The sequence below is a fragment of the Polymorphospora sp. NPDC051019 genome (genome assembly GCF_040683055.1).
In the GTDB taxonomy this organism is placed as follows: Bacteria; Actinomycetota; Actinomycetes; order Mycobacteriales; family Micromonosporaceae; genus Polymorphospora; species Polymorphospora lycopeni.
Genome location: NZ_JBFBCH010000030.1, coordinates 64,475 through 77,088 on the forward strand (window position 1 = coordinate 64,475; position 12,614 = coordinate 77,088).

12 protein-coding genes are annotated in these 12,614 nt (G+C 72.7%); 5 read left to right on the forward strand and 7 right to left on the reverse strand.

Annotated features, from left to right (window positions below; genetic code table 11):
• The first annotated feature begins 225 nt into the window (after positions 1-225).
• Both AB0M79_RS33285 and AB0M79_RS33290 read left to right on the forward strand, forming a co-directional pair.
• Positions 226-810, forward strand: coding sequence for a hypothetical protein (locus AB0M79_RS33285; RefSeq protein WP_364221736.1), 585 nt, complete (start codon positions 226-228; stop codon positions 808-810).
• A gap of 11 nt (positions 811-821) precedes the next feature.
• Entirely contained in the window at positions 822-1,628 is an 807-nt protein-coding gene (locus AB0M79_RS33290) for a hypothetical protein (RefSeq protein WP_364221739.1), read from the forward strand.
• 65 nt (positions 1,629-1,693) lie between these two features.
• On the opposite strand, the gene AB0M79_RS33295 is transcribed toward AB0M79_RS33290, so the two are convergent.
• Positions 1,694-2,359: an O-methyltransferase gene (locus tag AB0M79_RS33295; RefSeq protein ID WP_364221742.1), complete on the reverse strand. Its 666-nt coding sequence runs from the start codon at positions 2,357-2,359 to the stop codon at positions 1,694-1,696.
• 49 nt (positions 2,360-2,408) lie between these two features.
• On the opposite strand from AB0M79_RS33295, the gene AB0M79_RS33300 reads away from it, so the two are divergent.
• Positions 2,409-3,092 carry a maleylpyruvate isomerase N-terminal domain-containing protein gene (locus AB0M79_RS33300; RefSeq protein WP_364221745.1) on the forward strand — a complete coding sequence of 228 codons (684 nt, stop codon included), beginning with the start codon at positions 2,409-2,411 and terminating at the stop codon, positions 3,090-3,092.
• A 127-nt stretch (positions 3,093-3,219) separates the two neighbouring features.
• Positions 3,220-3,582 carry a hypothetical protein gene (locus tag AB0M79_RS33305; protein ID WP_357543481.1) on the forward strand — a complete coding sequence of 121 codons (363 nt, stop codon included), beginning with the start codon at positions 3,220-3,222 and terminating at the stop codon, positions 3,580-3,582.
• Positions 3,583-3,657: 75 nt separating this feature from the next.
• Here AB0M79_RS33305 and AB0M79_RS33310 read toward each other — a convergent pair whose 3' ends face one another.
• The 3 genes from AB0M79_RS33310 to AB0M79_RS33320 form a co-directional block, all read right to left on the reverse strand.
• Entirely contained in the window at positions 3,658-5,409 is a 1,752-nt protein-coding gene (locus AB0M79_RS33310; RefSeq protein ID WP_364221749.1) for a glycoside hydrolase family 6 protein, read from the reverse strand.
• A gap of 257 nt (positions 5,410-5,666) precedes the next feature.
• Positions 5,667-7,043: a reverse transcriptase family protein gene (locus AB0M79_RS33315; protein ID WP_364221752.1), complete on the reverse strand. Its 1,377-nt coding sequence runs from the start codon at positions 7,041-7,043 to the stop codon at positions 5,667-5,669.
• A gap of 206 nt (positions 7,044-7,249) precedes the next feature.
• Positions 7,250-8,938: an MFS transporter gene (locus AB0M79_RS33320; protein ID WP_364221755.1), complete on the reverse strand. Its 1,689-nt coding sequence runs from the start codon at positions 8,936-8,938 to the stop codon at positions 7,250-7,252.
• 149 nt (positions 8,939-9,087) lie between these two features.
• Between AB0M79_RS33320 and AB0M79_RS33325 the strand changes: the two genes are divergently transcribed.
• Positions 9,088-9,624, forward strand: coding sequence for a hypothetical protein (locus AB0M79_RS33325; RefSeq protein ID WP_364221758.1), 537 nt, complete (start codon positions 9,088-9,090; stop codon positions 9,622-9,624).
• A gap of 12 nt (positions 9,625-9,636) precedes the next feature.
• Here AB0M79_RS33325 and AB0M79_RS33330 read toward each other — a convergent pair whose 3' ends face one another.
• The 3 genes from AB0M79_RS33330 to AB0M79_RS33340 all read right to left on the reverse strand — a co-directional run.
• Positions 9,637-11,067, reverse strand: a complete 1,431-nt coding sequence (locus tag AB0M79_RS33330) for a DUF234 domain-containing protein (RefSeq protein ID WP_364221761.1) — start codon at positions 11,065-11,067, stop codon at positions 9,637-9,639.
• Between the two features lie 75 nt (positions 11,068-11,142).
• A complete protein-coding gene (locus tag AB0M79_RS33335) occupies positions 11,143-12,300 on the reverse strand; it encodes a hypothetical protein (RefSeq protein ID WP_364221764.1) in 1,158 nt (385 codons plus the stop codon).
• Positions 12,301-12,342: 42 nt separating this feature from the next.
• A partial coding sequence (locus AB0M79_RS33340; RefSeq protein ID WP_364221767.1) for a RidA family protein occupies positions 12,343-12,614 on the reverse strand: 272 nt, incomplete at its 5' end.

Below are 12,614 nucleotides of genomic sequence, written 5' to 3' on the forward strand. Positions count from 1 at the left end.
CCCTAGGGGATACGGCAGGACCCGGCGCGTGCGCCTTGGGCAGGATACGGAATCCAGGGCCTCGGCACTACCACCGATGATCGATCCTTACCGTTTCGTCGATGGATTGATATCTCGACTTTCGACCGATTCGAACCTGTTTCGCCCATCGATGACAACTGGTCGGCCGGAGGGGGATTGACAACCACCCCCCAGCGGGAACTACCGGTGTCGAAGGAGGACACCATGTCGACCACCCAGATCGTCGTCACCCTGATTCTCGTTGTCGTCGTCGTGGCCGCCGTGGCCGCCGCGTTGATGTTCGGCCGGCGCCGCAACCTGCGCAACAGGTTCGGGCCCGAGTACGACCGCCTGCTGTCCGAACGGGACAGCCGCGCCGACGCCGAGCGTGAGCTGCGGGACCGGGAGCGCCGCCACGCCGAACTGACCCTGACGCCGCTGTCGCCGGAGGCCCGGGAACGCTACGCCACGGAGTGGGAGGAGATCCAGGCCCGGTTCGTCGACTCCCCCGCCGAGGCCGTCGGCGCCGCCGACGAGCTGGTCACCCGCCTCGTCGCCGAGCGCGGCTACCCCACCGGCGACTACGACGACCAGGTGTCCCACCTGAGCGTCGAGCACGCCCGCACCCTGGGGCACTATCGCGACGCCCACGACATCCAGGTCCGCAACGCCAAGGGCGAGGCCAGCACCGAGGAGCTGCGGCAGGCCATCGTCCACTACCGGGAACTTCTCGCCGACCTGCTCGGCGACGCTCCCGCGCCGCCCCGGGCCGCGGAGTCGCCCGAACCCGCCGACACCACGATCCGCTGAGGAGGCCAGCCGTGCGCCATCACGACCAGCAGCTGCGGGAACCGGACGTGGTCCGGTCCCACCCGGTGCCCGTACCCGAGCAGGACGACGCCCCGGACCGGACGTCCGCGCGCCGGGCCGACGGGTTCGCGTCGGACCCGCGCGACACCCCCGAGTACGACCACACCCCCGACCCCGGCCACGACCACCCCGGACGCGCCGCTCCGGACGCCATGGACCTGCGACGGGACCGGCCCGATCCGGCCGGTGACCACGGCGTCGACGGTCACGACCCGGCGGTCAACGGGTTCCACGCCGACCGTACGGCTTCCAAGGCCGACACGGACACCACCGACGGCCCAGCCGACACCGTCGCCGTCGACCACCGGCCCGGTGACGACCGGACCGACACCGGCGCCGTCGACCACCGGTTCGACGACGACCGGACCGACGCGACGACCGGTGACCGCCGGCCCGACCCGGTCGCCGTCGACCCCGCGGCCGACGGCGCGGCGGAGGCGGAACCGGCCGGCAGGTCCGGGCTCATGCCCGGTGACGTGCCGGGCGAGCCGGTCGCCGTGCTGATCCCGGCCGCCACCGCGCAGGCCCTGCGGCAGCGGTGGCGCGAGGTCCAGTTGCGCTTCGTCGACGATCCGCGCGCCGCCGCCGGCGAGGCGCAGGACCTGGTCGACGAGGCGGTGCAGACGCTGGCCACGGCACTCGCCGAGCAGAAGGACGACCTCGGTGGCTGGCGGTCCTCGGGGGCCGACGACACCGAGCGGTTGCGGGTCACCGTCCGCCGCTACCGGGACTTCCTGGACCGCCTGCTGGACACCTGAGCCGTCCTCCCCCGGCGCCGGTGGCGCGTGGTCGTGCCGGACCACGCACCACCGGCGCCCGCCGGTCACCTGACGACCGCGAGCGAGAAGCCGTCCCAGCCCTTCGCACCGACCGTCTGCAGCGCGGTCGCGTCGAGGCGCGGGTCGGCGCCGGTCATCTCGAGGAAGGTACGCACCCCCCGTACCCTGTCGTCCGGGCTGTCCGGGTCCACGACGTGCCCGTCGCGTACGACGTTGTCACCGATGACCAGGCTGCCGGGCCGGGTCAGGCGCAGCGCCCACTCCAGGTAGTGCGGGTTGTTCGGCTTGTCGGCGTCGATGAACACCAGGTCGAACGGTCCGGCGTCCTGCGCGAGGAGTTCGGGCAGCGTGTCCAGGGCCGGGGCGACCCGCAGGTCGACCCGGTCGGCGACGCCGGCCCGGTCGAGGTTCGCCCGCGCCACGGCGGCGTACGAGGGGTCGGCCTCCAGGGTCACGATCCGCCCGTCGGTCGGGATTCCCCGGGCCAGCCAGATGGTGCTGTAGGCGCCCAGGGTGCCGATCTCCAGGACCCGGCGGGCACCGCTGATCCGGGCCAGCAGCATCAGCAGTTTCCCCTGGTTGGGCGCGACGTCCATGGCCGGCAGGCCGGCCTCCTGGTTGGCCCGCAGCACCGCCGCCAGCATCGGGTCGGCGGGAATGAGCAGGTCGCTGAAGTACCGGTCGACGGATTCCCACGCGTCATTGGTCATACGTTGCATTGTCGAGAGGGCTCCACGACGGCCCAATAGGGTGCCCGACATGCCAAGTGATCGGGTCCTGCCGGCACTGCGGGCCGAGGCCGCACAGCTCGCCGCCGTCCTGCGCGAACTGCCGGCGGACGACTGGTCGCGGCCCACCCCGTGTCCACCCTGGAACGTCGCCGGGCTGCTCGGTCACGTGCTGACCATCCTGGAGTGGCTGCCCGGCATGCTGGCGGCACCGGCGCCGACCCGGGCGACGGTCTCCGCCGCCGGCTACTACCGGCCCGACCACCGCTTCGCCACCGGTACGAACGCCGCCCGGATCGGGCTGGCCGAGCGGCGGGTGGCGGACGTCGCGGACGGGGCCGCGCTGGCCGTCGAGTTCGACGGCACCTGGCGGCGGATCGTCGAACAGTGCGGGCGGGAGCCGGCCGACCGCGTGGTGCGGACCCGGCACGGCGACGCCATGCTGCTGACCGATTTCCTGGTCACCAGAATCGTCGAGGTGGGCATCCACGGCCTCGACCTGGCCACGGCCCTGGACCGGCGGCCGTGGCTGACCCCGGCCGCGGCCGGCGTGCTGACCGACCTGCTGCTGCCCGACCACGGCATCGCGGCGGTGGCCGATCTGGGTTGGGACGAGATCACGTTCCTGCGCAAGGCCACCGGCCGCCAGGCTCTCACCCCGGCCGAGTCGGCCCGGGTCGAGCAGCGCGCGATCCGCTGGCTGACCCTGGGGTAGCCGGCCGCTTCTTCTCCGGCATCCCGGCCGCCCGCCGCTCACCGCCCGCTCCCCGTCCGGTCGCGGCCGGAATGTCCGGGCCGGCGCCGGGTATGCCGTCGGTATCGACCGACAGGAGGGCGGAGCCATGACGGACCGCAGTTCGGATGCGCAGCGACCGCTGGAGGAGACGCCCGAGGTGGCCGCCGCGGTCGAGCAGGAGACGAGCGTGAACAAGCTGACCGGCGGTGGCGGGCCGGGCCCGGACAATCCGGACTTTCGGGAGGCCGGTGACACCGCCGAGTTTCCGCCGACCGAGGAGATCCTCGGCGCCCCGTTCGGCGGTGGCACGCCGGCCGCGCGCGGTGCGCGTACCGGGGCGGAGCAGCCGTGGGATCCGGAGGACCTGGTGATGGCGCAGGGCGGCGAGCCGACCCCGGAGCGCGTCCGGCGGGCCCAGGCCGAACTGGACCGGGACGGTCCGGCGGCCATCGAGCGGACCGTGCCCTAGCCGCCGGAACGACAAAAAGAAGGGGGCGGCCCCCGATGCGGATCGCATCGGGGGCCGCCGGGCGGGGTGTGACGCTCAGCTCAACGGCGGGTAGGCGTTGGCCATGAGCTCGCGGAACTGCGCCGAGAACCAGGCACCCGAGATCGGGGCGTCGGGCAGGGCACCGCTCAGGTTGTTGCCGTTGCGCTCGTTGCCGGTGTAGGTCGGGTCGCACATCCGGTCGAAGCCCTTGCCGTCGTTGTTCGGGATCAGGCGGCTGGAGCCGTCCGACTCACCCGGGGGCTTCACCCAGACGTACGCGTCGATGCCCGGCTCCGGAGCGGCGACCGGACGCTCGCCGAGGCCGGCACCGCTCTGGTTGCACCAGTTGCCGGCGTGGATGCGGCGGTCGATCCGACGGGCGTTGACGAAGTTGTCGACGTTGTCGGTCGGGCCGGCGCCGGTCGGCCGGTTCGGGCCGCCCCAGCCGTTGCGGGAGGTGTCGATCAGCATGCCGATGTTGCTGTTGAAGCCGCGGTTGACCAGCTCCTGCCGGAAGGCCTGGGCGAAGGTCAGCTCGTCGACGTAGAAGTTCCAGTCGACCCACTTGGACTGGCGCACGGAGGTGCCGTTGACCTGGGTGTTGATGGTGTAGTGCGGGTTGCGCAGCGCCGAGTAGTTGGCGGTGTTGGTGATGAAGCCGTGCACGTCGTTGACGGTCGCGCCCTCGGCGGTCGCCGCCTCCTTGAACTTGGCGGCCGACGGGCCGAAGTTGGTGTCCCAGCCGATCCAGCCGTGGTGCGCGGCGTCGATGTAGTTGTAGACGTTCGGGATCGCGCCGAGCTTGTGCAGCGCGTAGCCGACGCCCTTGACGTAGCCGCCGTTGTTGTTCATCGTCTGGCACTTGGCGACGTTGAGGTTCGTCACCAGGTTCGGCAGCGAGTCGATCTCGATCACGTTGATGATGCGCAGGTTGCGGTACTTCGCGTCGCCCTGGATCGCGGCGATCGGGTCGATGTACTCGGCCTTGTAGCGGGGCAGTTCGTCGACGCCCAGCTCACCGTTGGAGGCGAGGGCGGAGCAGTCGCGGCCGGGCAGGTTGTAGATGACGAACTGGATGTAGCCGGCGTTCTGGGCGAGCGCGGCGTCCAGGTGGTCACGTACGCCCATCGGGCCGTTGGACTGGCTGTTGTCGGTGCCCTCGATCGCGGCGATCCGGTCGATCCACACGGCGGTCGGGGTGTTGGAGATCCGGCTTCCGCCCGGCTCGGCGTTGGCCTTGGCGCGCCACTCCGGGTTCACGTATCCCTGGGCGCCCACGTAGGGGTTGTCGACCCGGGGACCGCCGGGCGGCGGCGTCGTGGGCGGCGGCGTGGTCGGCGGGGGCGTGGTGGGCGGCGGCGTGGTCGGGTTCGTGGTGCCGCCGTTGCAGACGACGCCGTTCAGGGTGAAGCTGGTCGGCTTCGGGTTGCTGCCGCTCCACGCACCGTTGAAGCCGATGCTGGTGGAGGCGCCGGTGCCCAGCGAGCCGTTCCAGGACAGGTTGGTGGCGGTGACCTGGCTGCCGCTCTGGGACCAGTTCGCCGACCAGCCCTGCTGCACCTGCTGGCTGCCGTTGGGGAAGGTGAAGCGCAGCGTCCACGCGGTCAGCGGGTCACCGACGTTCTTGATGGTGACGTTGCCGGTGAAGCCACCCTGCCAGTCGTTGGTGGTGTAGGTGACGTCGCAGCCGGTCGCCGCGTGGGCCATGGTGGCCGGGATCGTGGCGAGGCCGGCGGCCACGAGGGCGCTGGCACCTGCCAGCGCCACGGCCTTACGCCGGCCGGACAACCTGTTCCGCAAATTCATTACCGCTGATCTCCTCGGGTCGGTCCGGCCCCCGGGGGTGGGGTCCGGAACGGCGACGACCGCCGGACGTCGTCCGTGGGGCGCCATTCGGGGGTGCTGCTCTGCCCGGCCCGGTCGGGCTTTCATCGGCGCCGCCCGGATAGCCGGATGCCCTCGGCGCCATTACTGTGTGGTGTGTTGGCCGACACAGTGCTGGAATTCTTACATGGGAGCGCTTCCATGCACAACAGTCGACATCAGCCTGAAACTTCCGCGTATCACTGACCTGCTGTCACGCCGCCTGACCAGCCGCCGTCCGGGCGGAAGCGGGCCGCCTCGAACAGCGCCCGCAACTTCGCCGCCCGGGCCGGACGGTCCCGACCGACCCACCCGATCCGACCGGCGAGATGGGCCTCGAAATCGGGGTGGCCGTCGCGGTTCTGCGCCGCCAGCCCGGTCCGCGCCGCGTTGTGCAGCAGGGCGCGGAGCCGGTCGTACTCGTCGCGCGGCACCGCGGGCCGGGCGTTGACGACCAGGCCGGCGAGCACCTGCCGGTCGGCTTGGCCACGGATCCGGGTCTTGTCGGGCCGGACCCGGAACCCCTCCCCGGCCACGACAGCGGTCACCCGGTCGACCAGGGCCGCCGCCCGGCGCGACGGCAGGTCGCCGGAGAAGGCGAGATCGTCGGCGTACCGGGTGTAGGTCGCGCCGAACGCGGCCGCCAGCCCGGCCAGCCGGCGGTCGAGCCGGAAGCCGCACAGGTTGGCCAGCGCCGGCGAGGTCGGCGCGCCCTGCGGCAGGTGCGGCCCACGCAGCAACGCCAGCCGGTACGGCCGGTCCGGCAGCCCGGCCGGCGCCGCCCGCAGCACCCGGACCGGGGTACGGGTCACGCACAACGCGGTCAGCGTGTGCGCCACCGGCTCGGGATAGCCGGCGAGCCGCAGCAGCCCGTAGATCCGGGGTGCCGACACGGTCGCGAAGAACGACACCAGATCGACGCGTACGACGGTCGGCCGCCCGGCGTGCGCCGCCGCGAACGTGTGCGCGGACCTGCCGGGCACGAAGCCGTGCACGGCGGGATGCACCGGCACCGGTCCGAGCACCTCGGCGAGCAGTCGCCGCTGGAGCGCCCGCAGCCGGGGCTTCGGCGCCTCGATCAACCGTCCGCCGAGCCAGGTGTACCGGTAGTGGCGCAGCCGCTCGTCGCGGGCGTGCCGGTTGATCGACCGGCGATCGGCGTACCAGTCGAGTTCCTCCCCCGTGAGTCCGAGCAGGTCGGCGAGCGCGGCGAGGTCGTCGACGACCGGGGTGGGCCAGGGCCGGCGTACGGTCCGGGTCGCGGTGACCGGCCGGGCGCGGACCCGCAGCCGGCGGCCACGCAGCCTGGCCGAGTGCCACGCCGCCCGGTAGACCGGCGACGCCGCGACGAAACCGGCGAGTTCGCGCGGCCGGTCGGCCGGCACCCTCGGGTATGCCCCGAGCACCTCGGCCACCACCCGGCGCAGCCAGCGGGCCCGTACGCCGACGACGAGCGCACCCCGCCCGAGCAGGCCGTCGCGGACCCAGTCACCGGCCAGGAACGAATCGGCCAGCGCCGTGGCGAACCGCTCCGCGGGCCGGCCGGGCGGCTCTTCTGGTCCGGCGCCGCTCAGCATGGGCGGTCCACGGTCGGGCGTGGCAGCGTGTCCCGACGAGGCCCGGTCGTGCGTGCGCGGACGTGCGCGGAGCGCACCGGAGCGCAGGCGACGCGATGCGGTGGTACGGGTGACGTCCCCGGGGTTACCCCGGAGAGACCGGGACCGCGCGGACGCGGCCTGGTCAGCTCGGGACACGCTGCCACCCGGCCAGCCTAGGCGGCCACCTACCGGCGTCGCGAGCGCGACACCTGAATCATGGTCCACAGCACGTCGACGACCAGCACGATGGTCCAGATCCGGCCGACCCCGTACGCGGCGGCGGCCAGCCCGTCGTGCTCGACGCCGCCGCGCATGACGAGCCCGGACAGCCGGCCGGTGAGCAGGTCCCACAGCCAGGAGACGCCGAACACCGCGAGCCCGACCTGCACGGCGGCGAAGAGTGCGGCGTGCTGGCCGAGTTCGACGAGGCGCTGACGGGGGGTCTTCGGCGGCTTCCCGGCCGCCTGCTGTTTCGTCGTCTCCGGGGCGGACGGCTCGCCGGTCCCGGCCCGTAGATCAGCGGACGGCTCGGGCTTGGTCAGCGACACCGGCTCCACCGGGCGGGTCGCGACGGGTACGACCGGCACGACCCCCGGCGCCGGAGCCACCACCGCTCCCCCGCCGGCGGTCGACGCCCCGCCGTCGTCCACATCGGATTCCTCGGGCTCGGTGGCGGTCGGGACGTCGGCGACGCCGAGGGCGCGCACCGACCGGGGCACGATCAGCGCGCCGGACAGGATGACCGCGGCGGCGACCAGGCAGGCCAGCGCCCACGAGCCACCGTCGTAGAGCAGGCCGCCGGCCAGCGAACCGATCACGCCGCCGACCAGCGCCGCCGACTCGTAGAGGCCCATCCCGCGGCCGGTCTGCGCGCCGGACGCCTCGGCGATCACCGCCTGCTGGATCGGCATAACCGCCGCCCACGCCGCACCACTGAGGACCCACAGCCCGGCGAGCACCCACGGGTTCGGGGCCAGGGACAGGCTGGCGGCGAACGCGGCGCTGGCCACCGAGGCGGTCGCGAGCACCCTGGTCCGACCGAACCGGAGCACGAACCGGTGCAGGTAGCCCGGCAGGACGCTCATCGCGATGGCGCCGGGCAGGAAGACGTACGCGATCTCGATGATCTCGAGGTCGAACCCGCGTTGCAGGTGCAGCAGCAACAGGATGCCGATGGCGGCCTCGGCGGTCATCGTGACGACGACGGCGAGCAGCATCGGCCGCAGCCGGCGCCCGACCGCGCCGAGCCCCACCGTGCCGGCGACGTCGGCACCACCGTGTTCCCCGGCCGGAGCCGGCCGGGCCGGCATCGCGAAGAGGGCCACCGCACCGACCAGGCAGGCCGCCGCGCAGGCCAGGAAGAGGCCGAGGAAGTCGACGAAGCCGAGCAGGGTCAGCCCGGCGACGAAGGCGACCCAGGTCCCGGTCTCCTGCGCCGACATCAGGCGCGGGTAGACGGTCGTGTCCCGGGCCAGGCGTTCCCCGACGATGGCGCGTACCGACACCCACAGCAGGGCGCCGCCGACACCGCCGAGGACCGCCGCGACGTACGCCAGCGGCAGGCTGCCCGCCACCGCGTACCCGGCACAGGACAGGCCGTAGAGCAGTGCCCCGGCACCGGCCACGTAGCGGCGCTCCCGGGTGTCGGCCAGCACCCCGGCGATCGGGCGGACGACCACCGACACGGCGAGTTCCAGCGCCACGAGCAGGCCGACCTCGGTGGCGCTGGCCCCCAGGGCGATGCCGGCCCAGAGCGGGAGTACGAAGTCGACGAGCTCGGCCGGCCCGTTGGTCAGCGCGGCGGCGAGAAGGGTGCTCGCCTCCCGGCGCTTCGCGACGGCTCCACCGGTTGCGGGACGCGCGGGGTCGGACATGGGCGCCACCGTAACAGCCGCGCTGATCTTCACGGGGCATCCGGTGATCCGGCACCCGTCGGTGGATCGCGGGCATCGGACCAGGTAGAACGTCTCCCGTACGGTGAACCAGGTCCGGGAGCCGCCGCCCGGCCGGAGGGGGCAGACCGATGACCGCAGATTTCGTCCGGGACGCGGCCATGACCGCCGTCATCTTCGGCTTCTTCGCCTCCGGCTGGTTCGGGTGGGCGCAGGAGAAGCCGCCGCCGACCTGGCCGAAGTGGCTCGGCATCGGATCCGGTGTGTCGATGCTGACGGCGGTGGCCGGCGGTCTGCTCGCCTGGCGACACTGGACCGACGGCACCGTCTTCGACGCTGACACCAGCAAGGCGTTCGGGTTGGTCGTCGCCATCGAGTTCGGCGCCGCCGGGCTCGGCGCCCTGCTCCTGGCCGTCACCCGGCACAAGGACCTGGTTCCCGCCTGGGTCGCCCTCGTGGTCGGGCTGCACCTCTTCCCGGTGGCGGTGCTGCTGCACTATCCGCTCATCCACCTGCCGGCGGTGCTGCTGACCGTGGTGGCGCTGGCCGCCGTGCCGGTGGCGCGGGCCCGGTCCCTGCCGGTGAGCGCGGTGACCGGCGTCGGCTGCGGCGCCGCCCTGCTGGTGAGCGCCCTGATCTCCCTGGCCGGCGCCCTGCTCTTGTACTGACGACGGGGGCGGTCAGCGTGGCGGCACCGGCCGCCAGGCGGCGAGCAGTTCGGCTGGACCGTAGGCCGCGTCCAGCCCGGTGCAGGTGACACCGCTTCGGCTCACCGCGACCAGCGGAACCGGCTGATCGGTCAGCAGCGCCCGGTGCCGGTGCAGCGCGGCGAGGTCGTGGGCGTCGAACGGCCGTTGCTCCAGCCACTTGACCGAGCCGAGGAAGAGCAGTTCCCGGGCGATCGGTTCGCGGTCCGCGCCGACGATGTCGATCTCGATGTCGTTCGACCGGGTCCAGTAGGCGCCGACGGCCGCGGCCGACGGCAGGCTGCCGTCGGGTAGCAGCCGGGCGAGCGACTCCCGTAGGAGCGGTTCGATCGCGCGGCCACGCCACGTCGTCCAGCCCGCCCGGACCCGGTCGAGAGTGAGGTCGCCGCGCATCCGTTCGATCTCGGGCAGGTGCGGCCGCACGAAGTGCAGCCAGAACCGCAGGTACGGGTCGGCGATCCGGTATCGACGCTCTTTCGACGGCCGGGTGGAGAGCGGCAACTCGGCGGCGACGAGCCTTTTGCGGGCGAGGAACTCGGCGGACCGGGTCAGGGTCGTGTTGGCGATCCCGCCCGCCGCCCGGGCGATGTTGGTGAAGGTCCGCTCGCCACTGCCGATCGCCGAGAGTACGGCTCGGGCGTGGGCATGGTCGGGGAACTCCGCCGCGAGCGACCGTTCGGCACTCACCAGTAGGGCCGACACGGGATTGGTCAGTTCCGCGGCAAGGAAGTCCCAGAGGTCCATGCCCCGACGCCACGACGCACAGATCAGCGGCAGTCCGCCGGTGACGAGTGCGGCGTCGAAAGCGGCCGGCGGATCGAGGTCGAGCATCCGGCCGACCTCGGCCGGGTTGAGCGGACCGAGGACCATCTCCTGTCCCCGCTGGTGGAAAGGCCGGCCGTACGAGCCGAGCGACTCCATCATGGACACGTCCGAGCCGATCAGGACGAGGAGCACCGGACGCCGGCTGAGTTCCCGGTCCCAGGCACGTTGCAGGATGCCCTCGAACGCGTCCACCCGGTCCATCAGGTAGGGAACCTCGTCGATGACGACCACGCTCGGCCGGTCGTCGGGCAGGGTGCCGGCGAGTTGGCGTAGGGCGGCCGTCCAGTTCCCCGGTATCGCCTCGTCGAAGACGGCCCGGTCCGGCAGGGTCGAGAAACGGACGGCGTCGGTCAGGACTTCGAGTTCGGCTTCGGACGACGCCCCGGCGGCGGTGTAGAAGACGGACGGCACTCCGGCGGCACCGACGAACGTCTCGACCAGGCTGGACTTGCCGATCCGCCGCCGTCCACGGATGAGCAGGCACCGGCCGGGCCGGGCGGTGCCGATCTCGGCGGCCACGTCGTCGAGCAGCGTGCCGAGCACGCCGAGTTCCCGTTCCCGCCCCACGAACGCGACCACAGGCCCTCCAAAGACTTTCTCTGGCGATACTTTCTCTAGAGATAGTATCGCCAGACGGAGTCTTCTTTCGCCTGGTCAGGCGGTTTGGACGTACTCGCGCATGCGGGAGTTGCTGTTCGGCAGGCCGTAGTCCCCGACCGCCATGCTGAAGTTGCCGAACTCCTGCCGATCCGACCAGCACCAGGAGCCGGGCGCGGCGGCGAGCACCCGGACCAGGCGGCGCTGCCGGTCGTCGAGTGCCGCGAACGGTGTACCCGCCGGCACCGGGCCGGCCGGGAACGCCAGCCGCAGCGCCGCGTCGACGACGGTCAGTGCCGGCATGGCCTGGACCTTCGGCAGCCGGGCCAGGTGGGCGTCGAACGCGGCGTCGGCGTACGCCGGGCCGAGCTGGCGCAACGCCAGCGAGGCGTAGCCGCCCAGGTCACCCTCGAGGTAAGGCAGCCGGGTGTCCGGCTGGCTGGCGCCGCCGGCCCAGTGCAGCAGTTCGGTGACCGCCCGCTCGCCGGTGGTCGGCCCGTGCAGGCGGGCGGACGCGACGGCCCCCGCCCAGCGCACCACCGCCCGCTCGTCGTCGAGTGCCGTCGCGGCGAGCCGGTCGGCACCGTCGGCGCCGACCATCCCGGCCGCCACCACCGCGACCGCCACTTCCTCTTCACCTCGGGCCGGGTCCGTTGCCACCGTCGCCAGCGCGGCGATGCTCGCCGCCGGCTCCGGTTCCGGATACCAGCCCAGCGTGTACGCCGCGACGGTGCTCAGGTCGGCGTCGTCCCCGCCGACAAGCCGGCGCAGCAGCGGCAGGCCGGCGCCGACGGCCTCGTACGCGCGCAGGTCGACGTACGTGAACATCCGCCGTTGGTCCGCCTCGTCCAGGGACTCGCGCCGCTTGTAGCGCCGCAGCGCCTCGGCACCGCCGGCCGCCGCCGACCGCAACTCGCCGACCGGCAGCCCGTCGGGCACCCACGCCTCGTCGGACCCGATCGCGATCAGCACCAGTAGCTGTCCGACGAGCCACCGGTCCGGGGTCGCCGGGTCGGCGAGCAGGTCCAGCAGCGGCGGCACCGCGTAGGCGCTCGCCTCGTAGCGGGTGCCCTGGTGGACGATGCTGGCGTACAACTCGCCGAACGCTCCGTGCCGTTCCTCCTCGTCCCGCGAAACCAGCGCCCGCAGGTTCGCCGGTACGTCCTCGGCACTGCCGTACGCGTGCTCCAACCCCGCCCAGTCGACCGTCTCCACCCGCCACATCCTGCCAGCGGATGTCTATTGCCCACCCGGCCGTCAACCCCGGCGTACGGCCACCGCCTGGATCTCGATGAGCAGGTGCGGGTGCGGGAGTTGGTGTACGGCGACGGTGGTGCGGGTGGGTCCGGTCTCGTCGAAGTATTCGGCGTAGACCTCGTTGTAGCCGCCGAAGTCGTTCATGTTGACCAGGTAGGTGGTGATCTGGACGAGGTTGGTCAGGTCGGCGCCGACGGAGTGCAGGATGTCGCGGATGTTCTCGATGACGGCCCGGGTCTGGACGCGGATGTCGAGGTCGGTGGTGCCCATCG

Bases quoted from the DNA above. Each gene is read 5' to 3' on its own strand.
- AB0M79_RS33285 (WP_364221736.1), top strand. From the start codon at position 226: ATGTCGACCACCCAGATCGTCGTCACCCTGATTCTCGTTGTCGTCGTC.
- AB0M79_RS33295 (WP_364221742.1), bottom strand. From the start codon at position 2,359: ATGACCAATGACGCGTGGGAATCCGTCGACCGGTACTTCAGCGACCTG.
- AB0M79_RS33300 (WP_364221745.1), top strand. From the start codon at position 2,409: ATGCCAAGTGATCGGGTCCTGCCGGCACTGCGGGCCGAGGCCGCACAG.
- AB0M79_RS33305 (WP_357543481.1), top strand. From the start codon at position 3,220: ATGACGGACCGCAGTTCGGATGCGCAGCGACCGCTGGAGGAGACGCCC.
- AB0M79_RS33310 (WP_364221749.1), bottom strand. From the start codon at position 5,409: ATGAATTTGCGGAACAGGTTGTCCGGCCGGCGTAAGGCCGTGGCGCTG.
- AB0M79_RS33315 (WP_364221752.1), bottom strand. From the start codon at position 7,043: ATGCTGAGCGGCGCCGGACCAGAAGAGCCGCCCGGCCGGCCCGCGGAG.
- AB0M79_RS33320 (WP_364221755.1), bottom strand. From the start codon at position 8,938: ATGTCCGACCCCGCGCGTCCCGCAACCGGTGGAGCCGTCGCGAAGCGC.
- AB0M79_RS33325 (WP_364221758.1), top strand. From the start codon at position 9,088: ATGACCGCAGATTTCGTCCGGGACGCGGCCATGACCGCCGTCATCTTC.